Here is a 24,879-nt window from a genome sequence, read left to right as displayed (position 1 = left end):
CGCGGGGACCGATGGCTAAAGGGGTGAAGCGGTCCCGGCTGGATGCCGAGTTGGTGCGGCGCGGGCTCGCGAGGTCGCGGGAGCAGGCCAGTGAACTGGTACTGGCGGGGAAGGTGAAGGTCGCCGGGACGGTGGCGACCAAGCCGGCTACGGGTGTCGGGGCGGATGCGGCGATTCTGGTCGACACGTCTGAGACCGATGATCCGGGATATGCGAGTCGTGGTGCGCACAAGCTGGTCGGTGCGTTGGAGGCTTTCAGCGAGATAGAGGTGAAGGGCCGGCGGTGTCTTGACGCGGGTGCGTCGACCGGTGGATTCACCGACGTACTGCTGAGGAACGGCGCCGCGAGCGTGATCGCTGTCGACGTCGGCTACGGGCAGCTTGTCTGGGCGCTGCAGACCGACGAGCGCGTCACCGTGATGGATCGTACGAACGTCCGCACCCTCACCCTCGAGGACATCGGCGGCGAGCCGGTCGATCTCGTCGTCAGCGACCTCAGTTTCATCTCGCTGACGATCGTCATGCCGGCCCTGCTCGCTGTGGTCGAGCCCGACGGCGACCTGGTGCTGATGGTGAAGCCGCAGTTCGAGGTCGGCAAGGAGCGGCTGGGCAAGGGCGGCGTGGTCCGGGATCCGGTACTCCGCGCCGACGCGGTCCGTGGCGTGGCCCGGAAAGCGGCCGATCTCGGCTGGGGCGTGGCCGGTGTCGCGGCCAGTCCGTTGCCGGGTCCGTCAGGAAATGTCGAGTACTTCCTGTGGATACGCCGTACAGCGCCGCCGCTCGATGAGACGATGCTCCGGACCGCTATCGAGAGCGGCCCGCAGTGAGCACTGTGGTCACAGCTACTGCGCCTACAGCTGAAGGGCAGGTCCCCGTGGTCGAGCCGGAGCCCCGGCGCGTGCTGTTGGTGACGCACACCGGTCGCGACCTGGCCGTGGAGGTGGCCCGTGAGGCGCACCGGTTGCTGACCGGTGCCGGGCTGGTGGTCCGGCTGCTGTCCGAAGAGTTCGAGGCGATGAAGCTCGACCCGGTCGAGATCGCCGAGGATCCGGAGAAGGCGGCCCAGGACGTCGAGCTGATCATCGTGCTCGGCGGCGACGGCTCGATCCTGCGCGGCGCCGAACTCGCCCGCCCGCACGGTACGCCGGTACTGGGCGTCAACCTCGGCCATGTCGGGTTCCTCGCCGAGGCCGAGCGCGACGACCTGGAGCGGATCGTCGACGTGGTGGTCGACCGCACGTACACGGTCGAGGAGCGGATGACGCTCGCGGTCGACGTGTGGCACGACGACGAGCTGATCTTCGACACCTGGGCGCTCAACGAGGCCAGCATCGAGAAGGCCGCCCGGGAGAAGATGCTCGAGGTGATGGTCGAGGTCGACGGCCGGCCGCTGTCGCGCTGGGGCTGTGACGGGGTCGTGGTCGCGACGCCGACCGGCAGCACGGCGTACGCGTTCTCGGCCGGCGGGCCGATCGTCTGGCCCGAGGTCGAGGCGATCTTGATGGTGCCGCTCAGCGCGCACGCGTTGTTCTCCCGGCCGATCGTGGTGGCGCCGACGTCGCAGCTGTCGATCGAGCTGATCGCCGCCTGGCACGGGCGCGGAGTGCTGTGGTGCGACGGCCGGCGGATGGTCGAGGTGCCGCCGGGCGCACGAATCGTTGTTAGGCGGGGCAGGACACCGGTCCGGCTGGCGAGGGCGCACGAGGCGTCCTTCACCGACCGGCTGGTCGCCAAGTTCGATCTACCGGTGCTCGGCTGGCGCGGACGCGCCGAGCGCGACCGCAATCCAGACGCAGACCGCGACAGCAGTCCGCAAGAGGAGAAGTAATGCTCTCGGAGATCCGCATCACCGGTTTGGGTGTGATCGAGGACGCCACGCTGGAGCTCGATCCGGGGTTCACTGCGGTCACCGGCGAGACCGGGGCCGGCAAGACGATGGTCGTGACGGGCGTGAACATGCTGCTCGGCGGCCGGGCCGACAGTGGGCTGGTCCGGCACGGCGTACGGCGGGCCCGGGTCGAGGGCCGGGCGAGCAACGTACCGAAGTCGATCGTGCAGCAGGCCGAGGACCGTGGCGGCGAGCTGGACGACGACGAGCTGCTGATCGCGCGCGAGCTGTCGTCGGAGGGTCGCTCACGGGCGTTCCTCGGTGGCGCTTCGGTGCCGGTGTCGGTGCTGGCCGAGGTGTCCGGTGACCTGGTCGCGATCCACGGGCAGGCCGACCAATGGCGGTTGCTGCAGCCGGCCCGGCAACGCGAGACGCTGGACACCTTTGCGGGGAAGCCGGTTCTGGTTCCGCTGGGGGAGTACAGCACGGCCTACCGGCGGCATCGGGAGATCGAGACCGAGCTGACCGAGCTGACCACGCGGGAGCGCGACCGGCTGGCCGAGGCGGATCTGCTGCGCTTCGGGCTCAACGAGATCGCCAAGGCGGAGCCGTTGCCGGGCGAGGATGTCGAGCTCGCGGCCGAGGAGGAGCGACTCGCGTACGCCGACGGCCTCCGTACTGCGGCCACGACCGCGGCCGAAGCGCTCGCCTCCGAGGACCTGGACTCCACCCGGCCGGCCGACGTGCTCGGCCTGCTCGCTCTAGCGAAGCAAGCGCTGGACGGGGAGCGCGAGCACGACGCGAAGCTGGCCGAACTGGCCGACCGCGCGAGCGAGCTCGGGTACCTCGCGGCGGACCTGGCCGGCGAGCTTTCGTCGTACGCGTCGGATGTGGATACCGATCCGGCCCGGCTCTCGGTGGTGAGCGAACGTCGTTCGTTGCTGAAAACACTTGTTCGTAAGCACGGTGGCGAAGAGGGCACAGTCGACGAGGTACTGGAGTGGGCCAAGCGATCCGCCGCGCGGCTGGCCGAGCTGGACGGCAGCGACGAGCGCGTCGAGCAGCTCACCACGGAACTGACCGAGCTGCGGGCCCAGCTGAAGGATCTCGGCGACCAGGTCAGTACTGCGCGCCGCGAGGCGGCGGCCCGGCTCGGCGTGGCCGTGTCGGAGGAGCTGAGCGGGCTGGCGATGCCGCACGCGACGCTGACCGTCGAGATCCACGAGACGGCGCCCGGGCCGTACGGTGCCGACGAGATCGAGTTCTGCTTCGCGGCGAATCCGGGAAGCCCGGCGCGGCCGCTGCAGAAGGCGGCCTCGGGTGGTGAGTTGTCGCGGGTGATGCTGGCGCTCGAGGTGATCCTGTCGGACACGCATCCGGTGCCGACGCTGGTGTTCGACGAGATCGACGCCGGGATCGGTGGTCGGGCCGCGGTCGAGGTCGGCAAGCGGCTGGCGCGGCTGGCAGAGAAGGCACAGGTGATCGTCGTGACCCACCTCCCGCAGGTGGCGGCCTTCGCGGATCGTCACGCTGTGGTGCTGAAGAGCGACGACGGATCGGTCACCACGAGTGGTCTGGTCGCGCTCGACGACGACGCCCGGCTGAAGGAGCTCTCCCGGATGATGGCCGGTCTGGAGCACTCCGACGCGGCCCAGGCACACGCGGAAGAACTGCTTGCGCTAGCGGCCGAAAGGCACCAGAAGGGCAAGAAGAAGAAGCGCTGAGTCCTGGTTCAAAAGGATGATTTAACGCACCGTCACCGGGGTACCGGCTGAAAAGGCGGGCGGAAGGCTCTTGACATGGCAGGATGAGTAAGCGATGAAACTGCCCAGTCTGCGACGAGCACGCCCACCTGAACTGCCCGGGACCGCCGGGGTGGTCCGGCTGGATCGCCGTACCAAGAATCTCACCAAACGGCTCAAGCCGGGCGAGATCGCGGTGATCGACCACGTCGACCTGGACCGGGTCAGCGCCGAGGCCCTGGTCGACTGCCGGGTGGCCGCGGTGGTCAACGTGGCCGACTCGATCTCCGGGCGCTACCCGAACCTCGGTCCCGAGATCCTGGTCGAGGCCGGCATCCCCCTCGTCGACGGGATCGGCCGCGAGGTCTTCTCGGTCCTGCACGAGGGCGAGCGGGTCCGGCTGAACGACGGAATCCTGTACCGCGGTGAGGAAGTCGTCGCCAAGGGCGTGGTCCAGGACAGCGCGTCCGTCGCCCAGTTGATGGACGACGCCCGTGCGGGCCTGTCGACCCAGCTCGAGGCATTCACGGCGAACACGCTGGAGTACTTGCGCCAGGAGCGCGACCTGCTGCTCGACGGCGTCGGCGTACCGGCCGTGCACACGGCGATGGACGGCAAGCATGTGCTGATCGTGGTCCGGGGCTACGACTACCGCGAGGACCTGGTGGCCCTGCGGCCGTACATCCGGGAGTACCGGCCGGTCCTGATCGGCGTCGACGGCGGCGCTGACGCCCTGGTGGAGAACGGCTACGTCCCCGACCTGATCGTCGGCGACATGGACTCGGTCAAGGACGAGACGCTCAAGTGCGGCGCGGAGGTCGTCGTGCACGCGTACCGCAACGGGCACGCGCCGGGATCGGAACGGCTGGAGCGGCTCGGGGTCGAGTCGATCGAGTTCCCGGCCACCGGTACCAGCGAGGACGTCGCGATGCTGCTGGCCGATTCGAAGGGTGCCTCGCTGATCGTCGCGGTCGGCACCCACAACTCGCTGGTGGAGTTCCTCGACAAGGGACGCTCCGGAATGGCGAGCACCTTCATCACCCGGCTGCGAGTAGGTGCGAAGCTGGTGGACGCCAAGGGCGTCGGCCGGCTCTACCGAAGCCGCGTTTCGACCCTGCAGGTGGTCGCGCTGATCGCGGCCGGCCTGTTCGCGCTCGGCGTGGCGATGGTCGCCATCGGCGCCGACGACGTGGTCTGGTCGATCCTGCGGGCGCGCTGGAACGACTTCGTCTATTGGATCCGGGAGCTGTTCACGTGATCGACTTTCGCTACCACATCGTCTCCATCGTGGCGATCTTCTTCGCCCTCGGCGCCGGTGTGGTGCTAGGTGCCGGACCACTGAAGGGCACCGGCAGCGACATCGTCGCGGCCCAGGCCGCCAAGGACCGCGACCAGCTGGCCGACGCGCGGGCCGAGCTGATCCAGGCCAAGGCGCTGGACAAGTACCGCGACGACTACATCGCCAAGGTGACGTCGGGCCTGACCGACGGCAAGCTGGTCGGCAAGCGGATCGTCCTGGTCACGATGCCGAACGCGGACAGCGACATGACGGACGCGATCCAGGCCGCGATCGAGCAGGCCGGCGGCCAGGTCACCACCAAGGTCTCGCTGGACGGCAAGCTGTTCGATCCGGGACAGCGCCAGTTGGTCGAGCCGCTGGTCAACGACCTGGTCACCAGCGACCTGCAGTTCCCGGCTGACAGCAACACCTACCAGCGCGCTGGGATGATCCTGGCCCGCGGCGTGGCCGCCAAGGAAGAGGCCAAGACGGTCGACACCGAGGCGGTCAAGATCATCAACGGGCTGAGCAGCGCGAAGCTGGTCTCGCTGAAGCCGACGCCGAAGGACCGCGGCAGCCTGGTCGTCGTGGTGGCCGCCAAACCGCCGACGCCGGCGCCGGACAACTCGTCGTACAACGAGGCGGTGGACTTCGCCGAGGGGCTCGACACCGCCAGCGGGGGTGTGGTGGTCGCCGGGATGCCCGAGTCCGCGCAGAACGGCGGGTTCCTGAAGGCGCTGCGCGGCAACGCCGACGCGACCAAGGGGCTGTCGACGGTCGATGTCGCGAACCTGCCGAGCGGGCAGATGACGGTCGTGTTCGCGCTGGCCGAGCAGGCCGGCGGCAAGGCCGGGCAGTACGGCGGGATCGATGCGAAGAACGGCGTCGCGCCGACGGCCGACCAGGTGAAGGGCAACTGAGATGGGTCTGTTGGGTGCGGTGATCTCCGCTGCCGCGACGGCTGGGCTGGAACGGGCCGCGGCGAAGCTGCCGAAGGAGAGCCGGGCGCCGTTCGAGCGGACCAACCATCGCGGCGAGACGGTCACCTTGCTGGAGGGCCCGATCGCGGTGCTCGGCGCGTTGGCCGGGGTCGCTGCTAGTCGCTCGGACGGCCGGGTGAAGGCTGCTGCTTTGCTGGCTGGCTCGGTGTCCGGTGCGGTCGGCGCCTATGACGACCTGGCCGGAGCGACCGATACCAAGGGCTTTCGTGGGCATCTGACCGCTTTGCGCCGTGGCGAGGTGACCAGCGGTGCGGTCAAGATCCTCGGGGTCGGTGCGGCCGGGCTTGCTGCTGCGGCGTTGCTGCCTCGCCGGTCGAAGGGCTTCGGCGGGGTCGTCGAGACCGTTGCCGACGGCGCCTTGATCGCCGGTACTGCGAACCTCGCGAACCTGCTGGACCTCCGCCCCGGCCGGGCGTTGAAGGGCATCGCGGCGGTCAGCGCTCCGGTGGCTCTGGTGGCCGGTGGACCCGCTGGTGCAGTCGTCGGAGCTGCTGTTGCGTCCGCGCCGTCGGACCTCGGAGAGCGCTCGATGCTCGGTGACTGCGGGGCCAACGGGCTCGGCGCGATCACCGGTACTGCGCTCGCGTCCGCGCTGCCGCGTCCGCTGAAGGTGCTCGCGCTGGGGGCGGTCGTCGCGCTCAACCTGGCCAGCGAGAAGGTCAGCTTCACCAAGGTGATCGCGAACACCCCGGTCCTCGACAAGATCGACCAGTGGGGCCGACGCCCCCGGTGAGCACGGGCGGGCGAATCGCTCGGGCCGCCTTGCTGGTCGCGGGTGTCACCGTCCTTGCCCGCGTGGTCGGGTTCGGGCGATGGCTGGTCTTCTCGAAGACCGTTGGTGCTGGGTGTCTTGCCGACGCCTATGCGACGGCCAACCAACTACCGAATGTCGTCTTCGAGATCGTCGTCGGCGGGGCGCTTGCGGGGGCGGTCATTCCTGTTCTGGCCGGGCCGGTCGCTCGAGGTGATCGGGCTGCGCAAGGCCGGATCATCGGTGCGTTGCTGACCTGGTCGCTCGTGCTGCTGACTCCTTTCGCCTTGCTGGCTTGGCTATTCGCCTCGCGCTACACCTCCGCGATGCTCGACGCCGGCCCGGAGTGCGGCGGTTCGGGCGACACTGCGACGCGCATGCTGTTGATCTTCGTCCCACAGGTCTTCGGCTACGCGATCACTGTCGTCGCAACCGCGGTTCTCCAATCCCACAAGCGTTTTGCGGCAGGCGCGGTCGCCCCATTGATCTCCAGCCTCGTAGTGGTCGCCACCTACTTCGCCTTCGCCGCCATGGCTCCCACGGCAGACAAGGCCTCGCAGGGTGCAGCCGACTTGCTTGCCTGGGGCACCACTGCCGGTGTCCTCGCCCTAGCGCTCACTGTCCTAGTGCCGATGCTCTTCCTGCGCCTACCGATCAAACCGACCCTGCGCCTCGACCCAGGCGTAGGCCCGGTACTACGCAAGCTCGCCGCCGCAGGCCTCGCCGTACTGGTCGCCCAGCAACTGGCCTTCGTCGTCACGACCTACCTGGCCAACCACCGAGGCGCTGCAGGAAGCATTGCCGTCTACACCTGGGCCAACGCGGTCTACCTGCTGCCCTACGCAGTACTGGCCGTGCCGATCACCACCGCGGTCTTCCCGCGACTAGCGGCTGCCTACGAGTCAGGCTCAGCCACCTTCGACCTCTACGCCGCCACCTCGACGCGAGCAGTCATGCTCGCCGGGGGAGCCGGTGCGGCGCTGCTGGTGGGTACTGCGGTCCCGGTCGCGCGCATCTTCGCCTACAACGACGGCCAGGTGCAGGAAGCCCAGGCCACCTCACTGGGCGCAGGGCTCGTCGCCTTCGCTCCAGCGATCATCGGCTTCGCAGTACTCATGCACGTCGGCAGGGTGCTCTATGCGCGTCACGCCGGACGCCAGGTCGCAGTGGTGACCGGCGGAGCCTGGCTGATCGTTGCGGTGGCCGGGATCCTGCTCACGCTGCAGTGGGACGGTTCTGAGGCTGTAGGAGCACTAGCGGCCGCCATGTCGATCGGAATGGTCGCCGGGGCCGTCGTACTGCTCGTGGTCTTGCGGCGGCTGGCGGGACCTGGTGTGCTCGGTGGGCTGCCCCGCGCGACGCTTGCCGCGCTCGTCGGCGCAGTACTGGCCGGTGCGGCCGGATGGCTCGTCGCGCTGCCGGCTGATGACGGTGGCTGGGGCAGTGCGCTGGTGTTCTCGATACTGTCCGGCCTGGCTGTCGTGATCGTGTACGCCGCGGTCGCGGTCGCTCTGGATCGTCCGGACGCCCGAGCGCTGCTGCGCCGGGGTGTGCCAACCGTTGTGGAGGAGACGTCATGAGGATCGGCTTGCTGCTGGCGGAGTCCCGGGGTGGGATCGGGCAGCACGTCGCCTCGCTGGTGCCGCGCTTCCTCGAGGCCGGCCATGAGGTTGTGGTCTGCGCCCCGCCCGGTACTGCCGAACACTTCGACTTCGGCGACGCGACTGTCGTAGTACAGGCTGCTGGGCTGCGTGGCTGCGACGTGATCCATGCCCACGGCTACCGAGCCGGTACTGCGGCGCTGCGCGACCGGGCGAATCTCCGGCCGCTCGTGGTGACGTGGCACAACGCCATCCTGACTACTGGGCCGCGCGGGGTCGTCATGCGGCTCGGGCAGCGTCTGGTTGCCCGTGGAGCCGACCTGACTCTAGGAGCGTCTAGCGACCTTGTGGAGCTCGCCAAGTCGCTGGGCGCCCGCAAGGTCGAGTTGGCGCCGGTAGCGGCCCCGGCGCTACCCGAGGCTCGCACGCCGGCTGCCGAGGTCCGCGAGGCACTGGGAGTGAGTGACGGGCCACTAGTGCTCTCGGTTGGGCGGTTGGCTCCGCAGAAGGACTACCCGACCCTGTTGTCGGTAGCGGCTGCTGTGGCGTCTCAGCGCTCAGACGCCACCTTCGTGGTTGTTGGGGATGGCCCGCTCAAGGAGAACCTGCAGGCGCGGATCGACGCCGAGGCGCTCCCGGTGCGGCTGCTCGGGCACCGTAGCGACGTGGCTGACCTGCTGGGGGCGGCTGACGTCTTCCTGCTGACCTCGCACTGGGAGGCGCGGGCGCTGGTGCTCCAGGAGGCGGTCCAGGCGGGCGTACCGGTCGTCGCGACGGCGGTGGGCGGCGTACCGGAATTGGTGCGGGACAGCGCGGTACTGGCGGCTCCGGGGGACGCGGCGGCGCTCGCGGCCGGAGTACAGGAAGTTTTTTCTGATCCGGACAGGGCGGCCGCTATGCGGACAGATGGCCTGAAATTGGCCGCGGAGTGGCCGGACGAAGACGAGGTTGCAAAGAATCTGCTCGACATCTACGCGGGTCTCGTCGCGACCACCGGCTGACAAGAGGTAGCCTTAAAGCCCGTGGACAGAGCTTCGTTCGGGCAGCAGACCAAGCACGTATTCGTCACCGGTGGCGTCGCCTCCAGTCTCGGCAAGGGGCTGACAGCGTCAAGCCTCGGCAGCCTGCTGACGGCGCGGGGCATCCGGGTCACCATGCAGAAGCTGGATCCCTATCTCAATGTGGATCCCGGCACGATGAACCCGTTCCAGCACGGCGAGGTGTTCGTCACCAACGACGGCGCCGAGACCGACCTGGACATCGGGCACTACGAGCGGTTCCTCGACCGGGACCTGTCCCAGGTCGCCAACGTCACCACCGGCCAGGTCTACTCGTCGGTGATCGCGAAGGAACGCCGCGGCGAGTACCTGGGCGACACCGTCCAGGTGATCCCGCACATCACCAACGAGATCAAGGAACGGATGCTGGCGATGGCCGGCGCCGACGTGGACGTGGTGCTGCACGAGATCGGCGGCACCGTCGGCGACATCGAGTCGCTGCCGTTCCTCGAGGCCGCGCGCCAGGTCCGGCACGACGTCGGCCGCGACAACGTCTTCTTCCTGCACATCTCGCTGGTGCCCTACATGGCGCCGGCCGGCGAGCTGAAGACCAAGCCGACCCAGCACTCGGTCGCCGCGCTGCGCTCGATCGGTATCCAGCCGGACGCCATCGTCTGCCGGGCCGACCGGCCGATCCCGGACAGCGTCAAGCGGAAGATCTCGCTGATGTGCGACGTCGACGTCGAGGCCGTGGTGGCCGCGGCGGACGCGCCGAGCATCTACGACATCCCCAAGGTGCTGCACTCCGAGGGGCTGGACGCGTTCGTCGTCCGCCGCCTCAACCTGCCGTTCCGCGATGTCGACTGGACCCGCTGGGACGAGCTGCTGAAGGTCGTCCACAACCCCGCCGACCAGGTCACGGTCGCGCTGGTCGGCAAGTACATCGACCTGCCGGACGCGTACCTGTCGGTCGCCGAGGCGCTGCGGGCCGGCGGTTTCGACAACGACGCCAAGGTCAACCTGCGCTGGGTTCCCTCCGACGACTGCGCCACTCCCGAGGGTGCCGCGCGGCTGCTCGGCGACGTGGACGCGGTCTGCATCCCGGGTGGCTTCGGGGTCCGTGGCATCGAGGGCAAGATCGGCGCGATCCGGTACGCCCGCGAGAACGGCGTACCGATCCTCGGACTCTGCCTCGGCCTGCAGTGCATGGTGATCGAGGTGGCCCGCGACCTGGCCGGGCTGACCGACGCGAACTCGACGGAGTTCGACCCGGACGCGGAGCAGCCGGTGATCGCGACGATGGAGGAGCAGAAGCACATCGTCGACGGCTCCGGTGACCTCGGCGGCACGATGCGGCTCGGTCTCTACCCGGCGAACCTGGCCGAGGGCTCGATCGTCCGCGGCCTGTACGGCGCTCCGTCGATCCAGGAGCGGCACCGGCACCGCTACGAGGTCAACAACGCTTACCGCGACAAGCTGGAGACCGCGGGCCTGGTGTTCAGCGGATTGTCGCCGGACCACGAGCTGGTCGAGTTCATCGAGCTGGACCGCGCGCAGCACCCGTACTTCGTCGCCACCCAGGCGCACCCGGAGCTCCGCTCGCGTCCGACCAAGCCGCACCCGCTGTTCTCCGGCCTGATCGTCGCCGCCCTGGTCCGCCAGCGCGAATCGCGACTGCCGGTCGAGGACCTGACCAAGAAGCCCACCCCGAAGTCGAAGGGTTCCAAGGCTGCCGAGCCGGCTGTTGTAGAGACGGCGAAGGCGTGACCACGGATCATCCTGTACTCCGCTTCGGCGCCGGCCTGGCCGATTCGCGGGAGTCGTGGGAGGTCTCGTCGTCGGAGGTAGTGCACTCCACCGGTCGGGTCATCTCGGTCCGCCGCGACCAGATCGTCCCGCCGGACGGTGGCGAGACCTTCACCCGCGACGTGGTCGTCCACCCCGGCGCTGTCGGGGTGGTGGCGCTGGACCCTGACAACCGGATGCTGCTGGTACGGCAGTACCGGCACCCGGTGGGCTATCGGCTGCTGGAGCCGCCGGCTGGGCTACTGGACGTCACCGGTGAGGCGTACCAGCTTGGAGCTGAGCGGGAGCTGTGGGAGGAGGCAGCCACCAAGGCTGCCGACTGGCGGGTGCTGGTGGATGCCTTCACCTCGCCGGGACTGACCAACGAGGCGGTGCGCATCTTCCTGGCACGCGAGCTGTCGGAGGCACCGGAGACCTATGACCGCCTGCACGAGGAAGCCGACATGGAGACCGTCTGGGCTCCACTGGTCGACGTCGTCGGTGCGGTGTTGGCAGGGGATCTCCACAACCCGATCCTGGTGATGGGTGCGTTGGCGGCTTGGGCTGCGCTCAATGGGCCTGGGTTCGACAACCTGCGGCCGGCTGACTCTCCTTGGCCCGCTAAGGACTAGTGCGGAAGGTGCGGCGGTAGGTGTCCGGTGGGACGCCTACTACGCGCTTGAACTGGCGGCGAAGCGTCGTGGCCGTGCCCATGCCGGTAGCTGTGGCTACTGACTCGATGCTGTCGGTGGTGGACTCCAGGAGCTCCTGAGCGCGGCGTACTCGCTGGATCAGGAGCCACTGGAGTGGGGTCTGGCCAGTGACCGAGTGGAACTGACGGCCCAGGTTGCGGGTGCTCATGCTCGCTCGCTTGGCCAGCTCGGTGACAGTGAGCGGCTGGTCCAGGCGTTGCTGGGCCCAGGCGAGTACGCCGGCCAGGTGGTGGTCGCCGGAGGGCTGCATCGGGGTGGCTACGAACTGCGCCTGGCCGCCCGGGCGGTGGGGTGGCATGACCAGGCGGCGGGCGACCGTGTTGGCGATGATGGCGCCGTGGTCGAGGTGGATCAGATGGATGCAGAGGTCGACTGCGGCCGCTTTGCCTGCTGCGGTGAGGACGCTGCCGTTGTCGGTGTAGAGCACGTCTGGGTCGACAGTGGCCTCGGGGTGGCGAGCAGTGAGCTCCGCTGTGTGCGCCCAGTGAGTAGTGGCGCGCCGGCCGTCCAGTAGACCTGCGGCGCCGAGTGCGAACGCCCCGGTGCACAGGGACGCGATCCGGGCACCTGCGTCGTGGGCTGCGCGGATGGCGTCGACCAGCTCGGCCGGTGGCGGTACGTCGACGTCCGCGCAGGCGGGCACCAGCACAGTGTCAGCCGTGGCGAGCCGTTCCAGCCCGTACTCCGGGGCGAGCGTGAAGGGCCCGATGTCGACGGGGCCCGGGCCACAGAGCAGTACGTCGTACCAGTCCTCGCGCGGAAGCTCCTCCGGTGGCGTCCGGAAGATCTCGTAGGCCACCGCGAGCTCGAAATGCAGCAGGTGGCCGGCGGTCGCGATCGCGATCGTGTGCATGTCCGAAAGTGTACGCATGATGTCGTTTCGGACTCTCACGGTTCAGGGGCGATCTCGGCCAGAGTGGAGGCATGCAGAACACAGTGGTGGTCTACGGCGCGACCGGGCACACCGGCCGCTTCATCGTCGCGGAGCTGGTCGAGCGCGGCTTCGTCCCGATCCTCTCCGGACGTGACGCGGGGCGGCTCGAAGTACTGGCGAAGGAGTACGACGACCTGGCGGTCCGCCCGGCGACGGCGGACGATCCGGCGTCGCTGGATCGCGCGCTGGACGGCGCCGCGGCAGTCATCAATGCCGCCGGACCCTTCGCCGTGACAGCCGGTCCGGTGGTCGAAGCCGCTTTGCGTGCAGGCATTCCGTACGTTGATGTCGCGGCCGAGATCGAGGCGAACGCGGACATGTTCGCCAACTACGCAGAGGCAGCTCGCGAGGCGGGTGTGGCGGTGGTACCGGCGATGGCCTTCTACGGAGGCTTGGGCGACCTACTGGTCTCGGCGGCCATGGGCGACTGGACCGCAGCCGACGAGGCCCACATCGCCTACGGCCTCACTAGCTGGCACCCAACCCCCGGTACCCGCGCTGCAGGCTCCATCTCCCACGACCGTCGAGCAGGCCGCCGGGTGCGCTTCAGCAACGGCCAGCTGCAGTACCACGACGACCAGCCGGTCCAGGAGGCCTGGAACTTCCCAGAGCCGCTGGGCCTCCGCCAGGTGATCGCCGAGTTCACCATGGCCGACGTAGTGACAGTCCCCAGTCACCTCCCGATCCCAGAGGTCCGCACCTACATGTCGGTAGAAGCCGCCACAGACCTGGGCAACGAGAACACCCCAGAGCCCGTCGCAGCCGACGCCCAGGGCCGCTCCGACCAGACCTTCGCAGTAGACGTGCGAGTCCGGGCAGGCGACGCAGAACGTCGCCTGACCGCCCACGGCCAAGACATCTACGCCATCACCGCCCCACTGGCCGTAGAAGCGGTCCACCGCATCCTCACCAACCAGACCCGGACCACCGGCGTCGCCTCGGCTGGCGCGATCTTCGACGCCGAGGACTTCCTCCAGGCGCTCGCCCCTGTGCTGTCCGTGAAATAGAACGCGGCCGCCGGGAAGTGTCCCGGCGGCCGCGTTCAGTAGTTGCTGTCAGAAGCGAAGGGCCCGCAGGATGTCGGTCTTGCGGTTCGGTGCTCCGTCTACAGGGGCCGGGTCTTCGGGGGTGGGCTTGACGCCGGCGGCGGCTACCCGGTCGAGGGCCTTGAGACCGAGGCGGTCTACCGAGCCGAAGACGGTGTAGTCGGGGCGGAGGCGCGAGTCGGCGAACACCAGGAAGAACTGGCTGCCGTTGGTGTTCGGGCCGGCGTTGGCCATCGCCAGGGTGCCCCGGGCATACACCTTGCGCGTGCCGGTGGTGTCGCCCGGCCAGGGCGGCAGGTCGGTCGGAAGTTCGTCCTTGTACGAGTAGCCGGGGCCGCGCTCACCGGTACCGGTCGGGTCGCCGCACTGGAGCACCTTGAGGGTGTCGTACAGGGTCAGCCGGTGGCAGGTGGTGAAGTCGTAGAAGCGGCTCTTGGCCAGGTGCAGGAAGCTCTGCACCGTACAGGGCGCCTTGGCCCGGTCCAGTGACAGCAGCATCGGGCCCTGGTTGGTGGCCAGCAGCACCTTGACGATGCCCTTGTTCGGAGTGGGCGTGGGGTCCGGCGGCAGCGACACCGGTCGCGGCGACGGGTCGTCAGGGGTCGCCGTGTAGCCGCAGGGGCCGGTGGTCGACGTGGTGACGGCCGCAGGTGCAGCCGGGGCAGCAGAGGCCGCGGGCTGGGCCAGCGCGGTGGTGGTCGGGGCCAGCAGGCCCACGATGGTCAGCGCCGCGCCGGCGATGACTCTGGTGGCTCTCATCGATCGTTCTCCTTCAGGGCGTTCGGGATCAGCCGGTGGCCAGCGTGAAGATCCGCAGGTCGCGGTTCTTCGGCAGCGTCACGCTAACCGGTGTCTTGCCTGCCGGGAAGGTGAACGGCGCGGTGGCGAAGATGTGCGTGGTGACGTTGTCCTTGCCGCCGCCTGCCTCGTTGCGGTACGGCGTGGTCGCGACGATCAGGTTGCCGTAGTGGATCGTGTCGCCGCCCCCACCGAGGGTCCAGTCGCTGAACGACAGGTCGATCGGTGCGGTGCTGCCGTCGGAGTACGTGAGCGTGGCGGTCGTCTGCTGGTTGCCGTTCACCGCGCTGCCGACGAAGGACAGCTTGGTGGCGCCCGCCGGAACACTCAGGTTGAGCAGTTGCCCGTCCGCAGGCACGTTGTCGGGATCACCAGCCGGTACTGCGGGCCAGACGAACGTCAGGCCCTGCTTGGTGACAGTGGCGCCCGGGACGAGTCCCGCCGCGGCGAGAGCCTGACGGGAGTAGCTGACGCCACCACCGTCGTAGTCGGCCTCGTTGTGGTCGCCTGCGTCGTCAGAGGCCGCTACACCTTCCCGGAGTACGGAGAAGGAGTTCGGCTCGCCGACAACGACGGTGAAGCCCAGCCGGGGCAGGGCGGTGCCGTCTGTTGCTTGAAGGGCCACAGTGACCGAGTAGCGGCCGTCCGGAGTACCAGGGGCTGCCGAGATGGTCACTGGTGCACTGCCTACGCCACTGGCTGGGTCCACCGTGAATGTGCCACTCGCAGGTGACGCGGTGAGTCCGGCCGGCGTTGTCACGGTGTACTTGACGCTGGTCGCGTTGCCGTTGAGCCGGTGAGCGGTGATCGCTACTGGGCCGCTGGTGGATCCAGGGGCGACCACTACGCGGCTGGTGTCGGTAGAGGTCTGGAACGGGATCTCCCCGGTACGCCACGAGCGCGGCGCGTCCTTGGCGGCGCTACCCCAGGCGGTATTGGGCGTAGTACCGAGGTGGAAGTCGAGCGTGCCGCCGTGCTTGACGAAGTCCTCGTCCAGCCACGCCTTGCTCGAGTTCTGGCCGTTCACGCTCAGGCTCTGGACGTACTGCGCCGGCGCCTCGGGTGCGGTGATCTCGATCGACTTGCCGTGGTCGCGGTGGATGATCGCGTGCGTGAACGTCGGTGCGCCCACCTGCAGGTCCGCGCGGCTCGGTACGTCGGGGTAGAGGCCGAGTGCGGTCCATACGTACCAGGACGACATGGCGCCGAGGTCGTCGTTGCCGGGGATGCCGCCGGTGGTGGTGTTCCACAGCTGCGTCATCGCCTGCCGCAGCGTCTCCTGCGTCTTGTACGGCTGTCCTGTGTAGTTGTAGATCCATGGCGTGTTGATCGACGGCTCGTTGTCCATCTCGGCGTGCAGGTCGCCCGAGTGGGTCAGAGCCCAGTTGCCGTTCGGATCCTTGAAGAACGCGTCCAGGCGCTGGCTGGCCTTCGCCTGCCCGCCCATGGCGTCGAACAGTCCGGCGCGGTTGTGCGGAATCATCCAGGTGTACTGCGCGCTGCTGCCCTCGGCGAACCCGTCACCTGTCGCCGGCTCGAAGCCCGGCCAGGCGCCGTTCTCGTCGCGGTTCTGGATGTAGCCGCCGTTCTCGGGGTTGAACACGTTCTGCCAGTACTGCGACCGCTTGAGGAACTGGTCGTACGTCTTGCTGTCGTTGGTCTTCAACGCCAGCTGCGCGATCGCGAAGTCCGCAGTGGTGTCCTCGAGCGTCTCGACGGCTCCACCCCACGCGTTCGACTTGGTGGGGATGTAGTGGAGAGCCAGATACTTGTCGAGCGACGGGCGCTGGCCGATCGACATCACCGGCTTACCCGCGGAGCTGAGGTCCTTGGCGGTCGGTACCGTCGCAGCCTTCACCAGTGACTTCAGCGCGTCGCGGGCGTCGAAGTTGGTACCACCGAACGCGTAGATGCCTGCCACTGCTGGGGCGGCCGGGTCACCGGTCATTACCGCAGTACTGCCGGAGGCGTGCGTCCAGCGGTCCCAGATGCCGCCGTTCTGGTCGGCCTGGTTGAGCAGCGACTGGGCGATGTCCCCGGCCTTGCGCGGCTCGATGAGCGTCAGTAGTTGGACCTGCGACCGGTAGACGTCCCAGCCGGAGAAGGTCGCGTACTGCGCTTTCTGTACTCCCTTGACCCGGTGCTTCTGCTGGTCGAAGCCCCAGTACTCGCCGTTGACGTCGCTGAACAAGTTCGGGTGCAGCAGTGCGTGGTAGAGCGCGGTGTAGAAGGTGGTGCGCGCTGCTGGTGTTCCGCCGTCGACCTGGATCTTGTTGAGCTGGTCGCGCCAGGCCTGCTTCGCCTGAGTCGCTGTGGTCTCCAGGGATGTGCCGGTCGGGTTCTCCGCCGTCAGGTTGGCCTGCGCGTTCGCCTGGCTCACGTAGGAGATGCCGATGCGCATGTTGACCGTCTTGGCGTCGAAGCCGACATACCCGCCGGAGCCCTTGTTGGCGGGCATCCAGCCGTCCGGCCCGTACGTCGTACCGCCCTGGGCGCTCGTGCTGCCCGGGCTGACCGTGGTGTCCTTCCAGGTGCCGGTCTTGGCGAAGGGCTGGTCGAACTGGGCGACGAAATGCAGCGTGTAGTAGCTGTGCCGTCCGACCGACGCCAGGTAGCCGCAGAAGTTGCCGGCGGTCACCGAGCCGGTGATGGTCCGGGTGGCCGGGTCGATCGAGATCTGGGCGTCGCTGCTGCCCACCTCGGAGTTGGAGGTCCGGAAGAGCAGCGAGGAGGCCTTGTCGGCCGGGAAGGTGAACTTGGCCGAGCCGGTGCGCGGAGTCGCCGCTAGCTCAGTGGTGACGCCTGAGTCGAGTCCCACCTTGTAGTAGCCGGGCTTGGCGACTTCGTTGGCGTGGGAGAAGGTGCTGGCGTAGGTGGCGTCCGTCGCGTCCGCCTGGGGTGAGGTGGTGACCCCACCGGCGTACGGGAAGATCGGGATGTCGCCGGAGCCGCCGGCGCACCCAGTGCCCGACATGTGGGTCAGGCTGAAGCCGCGGATCTTCGTGGCGGAGTACATGTAACCACCGGGTGCTGCTGTGCGGTACGCGTTGCCCCTGGTCGTCTCCGGGCTGAAGGAGAACATCCCCTGCGGCGTCACTGCGCCGGGGAAGACGTTGCCCGCGTTGGTCGTACCGATGAGCGGATCGACGTGGTCCGTCGGGTCCACCGAGCTAGTGGTGATCCGGGACGTCCCGATCGCTTGGGGCGCGCGCAGGCCGGGTGGAGTGGTGTCAGGGGTGGCTGTGGTCGGCTGGGCCTTCCGGCCTGGACCTGGTGGTGCCGGACTGGGCCCGGCGAGTGCTGAGGTTGTCAGCGAGACGGCTGCGATCAAAGACCCAGCCAGTACTACGGACGCGCGGCGGCGCAGGGCGGACTTCTTCAAGGGGTTCCCCACCTTCGACGTCGATTCACGGGCGGCGTGACATCGTTGTCAGCAAGAAATACCCGAGCGACCGACCACCGTCAAGGGATCAGCCCACTATCCGCAACACCCCGACCCCGGAGCGCTACCTGCCGATCAGAGGTCGTAGGCGGGTTCGTGGTGGGGCTGGTACAGGCCGAGGTTGCCGCCGCCGGGCAGCCGGATCGTGGTCAAGATGCCCCAGCGCTGTTCCTGCGGCGGCTCCGGAAACTCGACCCCGCGCTCCTGCAGTGCCGTGATGGTCTCGGCGAGGTTGTCGCACATCAAAAACAGCTCGTGCGACTCGGCGCCGTCGGCGGGGTGGACGGCGACCTCGGCCGGCGGCAGCTTGAAGATCAGCCAGCCGTGCCCGGCGTCGACATGCGGGTAGCCGAGCACGTCGCGCAGGAAGTTGCGGTCAGCCTCCGCGTCCTGGCTGTAGATGATGACGTGCGCTCCGTTGATCATGCGCCGAGGCCTTTCCCGAGTGGTTCGCCGGATCGTTCGCTGAGGGCGGCTGCGACGGTGCGCGCGTTGGCTTGGAACTCGGCTGCCGGGATCGTCGGGAGCAGGTCGTCCCAGGCGGCGATCATCGCGCCGCGTAGTTGCATCATGCCGAGCGGTCTGGCCAGGAACCAGACGTGGAAGTGCTCGCTGCCGTCGCCCCAGCGGTTGAAGTGCGTACGGCCGACTCCCGGGATCCGGCGGATGGCACCCGCAGTCCGCTGGATCATCGGGCCGAGGGTCGCGGTCAGCTCGTCCGGCAGGTTGTCCAGCCGGAAGTGCTCCCGGGGCACCATCAGGGCAACCATCGGCAGCCCGGTGGGCTGGAAGGCCTTCAACACCCACTGCTGGTCGGCCCAGATCGCATCCTTCTCCGGATCGACGCAGGTTGGGCAGGGGGTGCCGCCGGGCTCGCCCGCACGTGGCGGCTCGGGGAGGGTTGGCTCGGCGAGTGGGACTACCTGGAGGTCGCCTTCGAAGGGGAAGAACGGGCCGCCCAGCAGGGAATCGGCCGCCATGCGTTCGCCGTACGGGAGTCTGCGGTGGTAATCGCTCGGGTACTCGTTCATGCCCGAAGGCTACGGTCGGAGCATGTCAATCGATGAGCAACCTGAGTTGGTTGAAGTACTGGGGTTGGAGCGGCATCCGGAGGGTGGGTGGTTCCGGGAGACGTGGCGGTCGGAGGTGTCCTTCCAGCCCGACGGGTACGACGGTGAGCGGGCCAGCGCCACGGCCATCTACTTCCTGCTGGCGCCGGGGGAGGAGTCGCGCTGGCACCGGGTGCGGTCGGCCGAGATCTGGCTCTGGCACAGCGGCGGGCCGTTGACGCTGGAGCTCGGCGGCACCGGTGACGACCCGGGGGAGCCAGACCCGATCACGCTCGGCCCGGATGTGAAAGCCGGCCAGCACCCGCAGGCCGTAGTACCGGCGGGTGCTTGGCAAGCTGCGCGGCCGGCAGGAGATCAGCCCGTACTGGTCTCCTGCATCGTCTCGCCCGGCTTCGACTTCGCCGACTTCACCCTGCGTTAGATCAGTACGGTCGCCAGGGCCTCGTAGCCGGGCAGCAGGTCGGGGCCTTCCTTGCCGAGCTGCTGGATGACGACCTGGTCGGCACCGGCGTCCAGGTGTGCCTTGAGGCCCTCGGCGATCTCCACTGCGGTCCCGTGCAGCACCAGTGCGTCGACCAGGTCGTCGCTGCCGCCGTCGGCCAGGTCGTGGTCGCTGAAGCCGAGCCGCTTCAGATTGCTCGTGTAGTTGCTCAGCTTCAGGTACGTCGCCAGGTAGTCGCGGCCGACCGCCCGGGCGAGGTCGTCGTCGGTCTCGAGCACCACCTTCTGCTCCGGCGCTAGCAGTACGCCGGCGCCGAGCGTCTCCCGAGCCTGCCGGGTGTGCTCGGGGGTGGTCAGGTACGGGACTGCACCGGCAGTGCGCTCGGCCGCGACCTTCAGCACCCGCGGGCCGAGTGCGGCAAGCACCCGGCGGTCCACCGGGACCTTGCCGTCGTCCAGCGCGTCCAGGTAGTCGACGATGGTCTCGTACGGCGTCTTGTACTCGCCTGTGTGCTCTCGGTGCCCGATACCCACACCCAGCACGAACCGGCCGGGGTGCTCGCTCTCGAGCCGGTGGTAGGACTCCGCCAGCACGGCCGGGTCCGCCTTCCACATGTTCACGATGCTGGTGCCGACCACCGCATTGGTGGTGGAGGCGAGTAGCACCTCGGCGTCCCGCAGGTCCTCCGTCGGGGAGCCACCGAGCCAGAGCGTGCCGTAACCCGCCTGCTCGACCCCAGCGGCGAGCTCAGGTCCCCACTTGTGCGCTTGGTGCCAGACCCCGAACCGTCCCAGATCGACCGCCACGTCGTGCTCCTCTCGTCAGTACGTCTCAAACACAGGCGACAGCGGGCGGGCCATCATCCCAGCCTGGATCTCCTCACCTGGCAACGATGGCAGATCCAAGCGTACGGGTTTCCCGTTCGGGTACCGGAAAGTAGCTGAACGGGTTAAGAAAGCCGGGGGTTCGAAAGAGCACGGTAAAGATTTAACCGGACTGCCACGCGGGACTGCCGCGCGTCGTCCTTCACTAAGACCAACCGGTCGAGTGGTATGAACCCGGCGGGCTTACACTCGGCAGCGACCTGGCGTTCCCAACCCCTCGAAACGCCCGGGCCGCGGACCACAGCGAGGTGGGCCGCCGGCGACTCGGACGTAATCCCTGAGTCGTCACCTGGATACGGAAGAAGGGCAAGTTGTGAAGGTCGGAGTACCGAAGGAAGTCAAGAACCACGAGTACCGGGTGGCGATCACCCCGGCCGGCGTGCACGAGTTCGTGCGCAACGGGCACGAGGTTCTGATCGAGCAGGGGGCAGGCGCCGGTTCGCTGCTTCCCGATGAGGAGTTCGTCGCGGCGGGCGCCCGGATCGTCCCCACCGCGGACGACGTCTGGGCCGACGCGGAGCTGGTACTGAAGGTCAAGGAGCCGGTCGCCGAGGAGTACCACCGGATGCGCAAGGAGCAGGTGCTGTTCACCTACCTGCACCTGGCCGCCAGCCGCGAGACCACCACCGCGCTGATCGACTCCGGGACCACAGCGATCGCCTACGAGACGGTCCAGCTCCCCGACGGCTCACTGCCGCTGCTGGCCCCGATGAGCGAGGTTGCGGGCCGTCTGGCGCCGCAGGCCGGCTCGTACCACCTGATGGCCAACGGCGGCGGCCGCGGCGTACTGATGGGTGGTGTCTCCGGCGTGCACGCGGCCCGGGTCGTCATCATCGGCGCCGGTGTCGCGGGCATGAATGCGGCGGCGATCGCGCTCGGCATGCAGGCCGAGGTGCAGCTGTTCGACCGGAACATCCAGCGGCTGCGGGACGCGGACACGACCTACCAGGGCCACCTGCGCACGGTCGCGTCGAACGCGTTCGAGATCGAGAAGGCGGTCCTCCAGGCCGACCTGGTGATCGGCGCCGTACTGGTCACCGGCGCGAAGGCGCCGAAGCTGGTCAGCAACGAACTGGTGTCGCGGATGAAGCCGGGCAGTGTGCTCGTCGACATCGCGATCGACCAGGGCGGCTGCTTCGAGGACTCGCACCCGACCACGCACGCCGACCCGGTCTACAAGGTGCACAACTCGCTGTTCTACTGCGTGGCGAACATGCCGGGCGCGGTGCCGAACACCTCGACGTACGCGCTCACCAACGTGACGCTGCCGTACGCCGTGGACCTGGCGAACCTCGGTTGGAGGGAAGCTCTCAAGGCCGACCACAGCCTCGCGCTCGGCCTCAACACGCACGACGGCCAGGTCACCTACGGCCCGGTCGCCGACGCGCACGACCTGCCGCAGCTGAAGCTCGACGAGGTGCTCGTCTGAGCCGGGAGATCACCCGTGCGGTCAGCTCCTACCTCGACCACCTGACGGTCGAGCGCGGGCTGGCCGCCAACACCCTGGCGTCGTACCGCCGCGACCTGCGCCGGTACGACGCCTACCTGGCGGGCGTGGAGATCGACAGCCTCGGCCGGATCTCCGAGGCGGTCATCAGCGAGTTCCTGATGCGCCTGCGCGAAGGGGACGCCGACAACCCGCCGCTGACCGCCTCTAGCGCCGGGCGGACCGTCGTGGCCGTCCGTGGCTTCCACAAGTTCCTGCTGCGCGAGGGGCTGACCGCTGTCGACCCGGCGGCCGCAGTGAAGCCACCTGCTCCTCCGCAACGGTTGCCCAAGGCACTGTCGGTGGATGAGGTGACCCGCATCCTCGCTGCCGCGGCCGGGGCGGAGGCGGAGCCTGCAGTACTGACTACGCGGGACGCTGCGCTGCTGGAGTTTCTGTACGGGACCGGTGCGCGCATCTCGGAGGCAGTCGGGCTCGATGTGGATGAGGTCGATCTCGAGACCGGGACTGTGCTGCTGCGGGGCAAGGGCAGCAAGGAGCGGGTCGTACCGGTCGGGCGTTATGCGCGCGATGCGATTTCGGCGTACCAGGTCCGTGGCCGGCCTGACCTCGTGCAGCGGGGGCGTGGGTCGCATGCGCTCTTCCTCAACGCCCGCGGCGGTCGCCTGTCCCGGCAGAGCGCCTGGACCGTACTACGTCGCGCAGCGGAGCGGGCCGGGATCGCCAAGGACATCTCGCCGCACACGTTGCGCCACTCGTTCGCTACGCATCTACTGGACGGCGGCGCCGACGTACGGGTGGTGCAGGAGCTGCTCGGGCACGCATCCGTCACCACCACGCAGGTCTACACCCTGGTCACGGTCGACAAACTCCGCGAGGTCTACGCAACCTCCCACCCGAGGGCCCTGTCTTCCTCTTAACTGGGCGCGTGGCAGATCAGAAGACGCCGGAAGAGCGGCATGCGAGCTGGCTGGAGCTGTTCTTCGACCTGACGGTGGTGGCGGCCGCTGCGCAGATCTCGCACCGGCTGCACGGCGCGGACAGCATCGGCCAGGTGGCTGCCTGCGCTGCGATGTACTACGCGATCTGGAGCGTCTGGACGACCACCAGCATCTACGCGAACGTGGCGGGGGAGCGGACTCGCCGGCGCGCAGTACTGCGAACCATGCTCGGCATCGCCGTCATGGCGGCGACTGTGCCTGGGGTATGGCCGGAACTGCTGCCTGGTGAGCACGAGGAGCTGAAAGGCCGTACCGCTGCCTTCGTGGTCGCCTTCATCGTCTGCCGGGCGATCGCATCCAGGTCTGCGGCTCGTGACGGGCAGGTGGTCGCGTTCTGGCCGGCCACCCAGAGCCTGATGGCCACGCCCTGGGTGGTCTCGCTCTTCGTGCCGCACACGGTCGCGTACTGGCTGTGGGGGTTCGCGATCGCCGTGGACATCGCCTTCTCGATGCTCGGCGCCAGGAACCCGCGTGCGGTCGAGGAGATGACCGAGCGCGCCCGCAAGCGGCAGGAGCAGCAGGACCGGCAGCAGGAGCGCAGGCTGGCCCGGCTGATCGAGCGCGGGGTCGCCCCGGACCAGGTGCCGACCCGGCCGACGACGTACATCTCTGTGGCACAGGTGGAGCGCGGTCATCTCGACGAGCGACTCGGGCTGTTCGTCATCATCGTCCTCGGCGAGGCGCTGGCCCAGGTGGTCGCCTCCAACACCGAGGAGGCCTGGACCTACGCGGTGATCGCTGCCTCCCTCGCCGCCTTCCTGGTGCTGGTCACGCTCTGGCAGCTGACCACCCTCTACGGCTTCACCCCCGCACCCCGGACCACTGCGCCACTTGAGCCATGGCAGTCCCTCCCGGCCCACCTAGGCGTCACTGCCTCGATCGTGGCCATAGCGACCGGCTTCGGCGCGCTGATCCCGGACGCGGCCCACCACGTCCACGACAAGGACCGCTGGTACCTCTTCGGCGGCCTGGCCCTCTACTTCCTCACCAGCCTCTTCGCCGGCCTCGCAGGCAAGGCGCCTCTTCGCTGGTACCTGGGCTGGCTAGCGCCCAGCCTGCTAGCCACCGCTGCGCTCGCCGTCTTCGGCCATCCCCTGACCGGCTGGGGCCTCGCGATCCTGGCCTGGGTCATCCTGGGCTGGTTCTCGACCTACAACAGCGAAAGACTCACCCGTGTACTACGAAGACCACGGCCAAGGTGACGCCGTCCTACTGCTCCCCGGTTGGGGCGGCAGCATCACCGACCTCAACCCTCTCCGGCAGGCGCTAGGAGACGGATTCCGGGTCATCGCCGCCGACCTGCCCGGTTGCGGCCGCTCGGAGCCGCGGACGTACACCGCCGACTTCTACGACGAGGACGCTCGGGCTTACCTCGCACTCCTCGATCAGCTCGGGGTCGAAGCCGCACACCTGGTCGGCTTCAGCGACGGCGGGGAGACGGCACTACTGATGGCCGCACTCGCACCCGATCGAGCACTGTCGGTGGTGGCCTGGGGAGCCGCCGGACAGATCGTGGAGCCGGTCGAGGGATTTGGCCCGCTGATGCGGTTGCTGGACGAGCCGACCGAGCGTTTGCTGCCACTAGCTGCGTACCTGGCTGAGGCCTACGGTCCCGACCGGGCACGGGCGATGGCGGCCGGCTGGGGTGGTGCACTGCGGGCCATTGCCGCTGCCGGTGGCGACATCAGCCTGTCCCGGGCCGGTGCGATCACCTGCGAAGTACTGCTGGTCATCGGCTCGGATGATCCGCACTGTCCGGTCGCCGCCGTCCAGGAGCTGGCTGATGCCGTCCCGCGGAGCCGGCTGCTGGAGCTGGAGGGCGTCGGGCATGACGTTCATCTCGCCGCGCCCGGGCTGCTCACCACCGTCGTGCTCGACTGGCTGGGTGATCACTGAAACCCACCGGGGCCCCGATGCGCAGGAACCAAGAGCAGTGTGCGATCATTCCGTCACGGTCGGTCACTCTGGCGGAGTGATCGACCCTGCCTGGAAGGTCGGCCGACCCCGCTGCGGAGTGGCTGGTTGAGAGTGCTTGAATGCACGCTTACAGTCGCTGGGATCGCCCGTATCGGTTGAAAGGTTTGACGAGTCATGAACGAGTCGACATTCCCGGGCAC

The 24,879-nt window shown here is 68.5% G+C and carries 22 protein-coding genes; 16 read left to right on the top strand and 6 right to left on the bottom strand.

Features of this window, described 5'->3' with window-relative positions; translation table 11 throughout:
* Positions 1 to 11 precede the first annotated feature (11 nt).
* From AB0M15_RS25350 to AB0M15_RS25305, 10 genes are all read left to right on the top strand, one after another.
* Positions 12 to 827 (top strand): TlyA family RNA methyltransferase, encoded by an 816-nt coding sequence (locus AB0M15_RS25350; RefSeq protein WP_363823805.1) that lies wholly within the window; start codon positions 12 to 14, stop codon positions 825 to 827.
* Between the two features lie 5 nt (positions 828 to 832).
* Complete coding sequence (locus tag AB0M15_RS25345) at positions 833 to 1,828, top strand: NAD kinase (protein ID WP_363823854.1); 996 nt, start codon at positions 833 to 835, stop codon at positions 1,826 to 1,828.
* On the top strand, positions 1,828 to 3,552 hold the full coding sequence (recN, locus tag AB0M15_RS25340) for a DNA repair protein RecN (protein ID WP_363823803.1): 1,725 nt from the start codon (positions 1,828 to 1,830) through the stop codon (positions 3,550 to 3,552). The genes AB0M15_RS25345 and recN overlap by 1 nt, the downstream gene beginning before the upstream one ends.
* 94 nt (positions 3,553 to 3,646) lie before the next feature.
* The gene (gene steA / locus AB0M15_RS25335) at positions 3,647 to 4,828 is read left to right on the top strand and encodes a putative cytokinetic ring protein SteA (protein WP_363823802.1); all 1,182 of its coding nucleotides are present in this window, start codon (positions 3,647 to 3,649) and stop codon (positions 4,826 to 4,828) included.
* The gene (locus tag AB0M15_RS25330; RefSeq protein ID WP_363823800.1) at positions 4,825 to 5,769 is read left to right on the top strand and encodes a copper transporter; all 945 of its coding nucleotides are present in this window, start codon (positions 4,825 to 4,827) and stop codon (positions 5,767 to 5,769) included. The genes steA and AB0M15_RS25330 overlap by 4 nt, the downstream gene beginning before the upstream one ends.
* A 1-nt stretch (position 5,770) precedes the next feature.
* Positions 5,771 to 6,583, top strand: a complete 813-nt coding sequence (locus AB0M15_RS25325; RefSeq protein ID WP_363823799.1) for a hypothetical protein — start codon at positions 5,771 to 5,773, stop codon at positions 6,581 to 6,583.
* On the top strand, positions 6,562 to 8,181 hold the full coding sequence (locus AB0M15_RS25320) for a lipid II flippase MurJ (protein ID WP_363823797.1): 1,620 nt from the start codon (positions 6,562 to 6,564) through the stop codon (positions 8,179 to 8,181). The genes AB0M15_RS25325 and AB0M15_RS25320 overlap by 22 nt, the downstream gene beginning before the upstream one ends.
* Positions 8,178 to 9,203: a glycosyltransferase family 4 protein gene (locus AB0M15_RS25315; RefSeq protein ID WP_363823796.1), complete on the top strand. Its 1,026-nt coding sequence runs from the start codon at positions 8,178 to 8,180 to the stop codon at positions 9,201 to 9,203. The genes AB0M15_RS25320 and AB0M15_RS25315 overlap by 4 nt, the downstream gene beginning before the upstream one ends.
* A 21-nt stretch (positions 9,204 to 9,224) precedes the next feature.
* On the top strand, positions 9,225 to 10,967 hold the full coding sequence (locus tag AB0M15_RS25310; protein WP_363823795.1) for a CTP synthase: 1,743 nt from the start codon (positions 9,225 to 9,227) through the stop codon (positions 10,965 to 10,967).
* Positions 10,964 to 11,617, top strand: coding sequence for an NUDIX hydrolase (locus AB0M15_RS25305; protein ID WP_363823794.1), 654 nt, complete (start codon positions 10,964 to 10,966; stop codon positions 11,615 to 11,617). Before AB0M15_RS25310 ends, AB0M15_RS25305 begins: the two co-directional genes overlap by 4 nt.
* On the opposite strand, the gene AB0M15_RS25300 is transcribed toward AB0M15_RS25305, so the two are convergent.
* Positions 11,607 to 12,551 (bottom strand): helix-turn-helix domain-containing protein, encoded by a 945-nt coding sequence (locus tag AB0M15_RS25300; RefSeq protein ID WP_363823792.1) that lies wholly within the window; start codon positions 12,549 to 12,551, stop codon positions 11,607 to 11,609. The genes AB0M15_RS25305 and AB0M15_RS25300 overlap by 11 nt on opposite strands.
* 71 nt (positions 12,552 to 12,622) lie before the next feature.
* On the opposite strand from AB0M15_RS25300, the gene AB0M15_RS25295 reads away from it, so the two are divergent.
* Positions 12,623 to 13,639, top strand: coding sequence for a saccharopine dehydrogenase NADP-binding domain-containing protein (locus AB0M15_RS25295; RefSeq protein ID WP_363823790.1), 1,017 nt, complete (start codon positions 12,623 to 12,625; stop codon positions 13,637 to 13,639).
* Positions 13,640 to 13,687: 48 nt separating this feature from the next.
* Here AB0M15_RS25295 and AB0M15_RS25290 read toward each other — a convergent pair whose 3' ends face one another.
* The 4 genes from AB0M15_RS25290 to AB0M15_RS25275 all read right to left on the bottom strand — a co-directional run bounded on the left by AB0M15_RS25290 (position 13,688) and on the right by AB0M15_RS25275 (position 18,949).
* Positions 13,688 to 14,437, bottom strand: coding sequence for a peptidylprolyl isomerase (locus AB0M15_RS25290; RefSeq protein WP_363823788.1), 750 nt, complete (start codon positions 14,435 to 14,437; stop codon positions 13,688 to 13,690).
* A gap of 28 nt (positions 14,438 to 14,465) precedes the next feature.
* Positions 14,466 to 17,858, bottom strand: coding sequence for a GH92 family glycosyl hydrolase (locus AB0M15_RS25285; RefSeq protein ID WP_363823787.1), 3,393 nt, complete (start codon positions 17,856 to 17,858; stop codon positions 14,466 to 14,468).
* A gap of 135 nt (positions 17,859 to 17,993) precedes the next feature.
* Positions 17,994 to 18,344, bottom strand: coding sequence for an extradiol dioxygenase (locus tag AB0M15_RS25280; protein WP_363823785.1), 351 nt, complete (start codon positions 18,342 to 18,344; stop codon positions 17,994 to 17,996).
* Positions 18,341 to 18,949, bottom strand: a complete 609-nt coding sequence (locus AB0M15_RS25275; RefSeq protein ID WP_363823784.1) for a hypothetical protein — start codon at positions 18,947 to 18,949, stop codon at positions 18,341 to 18,343. Before AB0M15_RS25275 ends, AB0M15_RS25280 begins: the two co-directional genes overlap by 4 nt.
* A gap of 22 nt (positions 18,950 to 18,971) precedes the next feature.
* Here AB0M15_RS25275 and AB0M15_RS25270 point away from each other — a divergent pair, with 22 nt between their 5' ends.
* Entirely contained in the window at positions 18,972 to 19,409 is a 438-nt protein-coding gene (locus tag AB0M15_RS25270; RefSeq protein ID WP_363823782.1) for a cupin domain-containing protein, read from the top strand.
* Here AB0M15_RS25270 and AB0M15_RS25265 read toward each other — a convergent pair.
* The gene (locus AB0M15_RS25265) at positions 19,406 to 20,236 is read right to left on the bottom strand and encodes an LLM class F420-dependent oxidoreductase (RefSeq protein ID WP_363823781.1); all 831 of its coding nucleotides are present in this window, start codon (positions 20,234 to 20,236) and stop codon (positions 19,406 to 19,408) included. The two genes, AB0M15_RS25270 and AB0M15_RS25265, sit on opposite strands and share 4 nt — an antisense overlap.
* Before the next feature lie 391 nt (positions 20,237 to 20,627).
* Here AB0M15_RS25265 and ald point away from each other — a divergent pair, with 391 nt between their 5' ends.
* Genes ald through AB0M15_RS25245 form a run of 4 tightly spaced genes read left to right on the top strand, consistent with a single transcriptional unit; the run spans position 20,628 to position 24,658 of the window.
* Positions 20,628 to 21,743, top strand: coding sequence for an alanine dehydrogenase (gene ald / locus AB0M15_RS25260; RefSeq protein WP_363823779.1), 1,116 nt, complete (start codon positions 20,628 to 20,630; stop codon positions 21,741 to 21,743).
* On the top strand, positions 21,740 to 22,681 hold the full coding sequence (gene xerD, locus AB0M15_RS25255; RefSeq protein WP_363823852.1) for a site-specific tyrosine recombinase XerD: 942 nt from the start codon (positions 21,740 to 21,742) through the stop codon (positions 22,679 to 22,681). The genes ald and xerD overlap by 4 nt, the downstream gene beginning before the upstream one ends.
* Positions 22,682 to 22,689: 8 nt before the next feature.
* On the top strand, positions 22,690 to 23,964 hold the full coding sequence (locus tag AB0M15_RS25250) for a low temperature requirement protein A (RefSeq protein ID WP_363823776.1): 1,275 nt from the start codon (positions 22,690 to 22,692) through the stop codon (positions 23,962 to 23,964).
* Entirely contained in the window at positions 23,936 to 24,658 is a 723-nt protein-coding gene (locus AB0M15_RS25245) for an alpha/beta hydrolase (protein ID WP_363823775.1), read from the top strand. Before AB0M15_RS25250 ends, AB0M15_RS25245 begins: the two co-directional genes overlap by 29 nt.
* Positions 24,659 to 24,879 lie beyond the last annotated feature (221 nt).

It is taken from the genome of Kribbella sp. NPDC051718, from assembly GCF_040681515.1.
Classification (GTDB): domain Bacteria; phylum Actinomycetota; class Actinomycetes; order Propionibacteriales; family Kribbellaceae; genus Kribbella.
The sequence above is the reverse complement of the archived record's forward strand: the minus strand, read 5'-3'. Positions and strand labels throughout refer to the sequence as shown.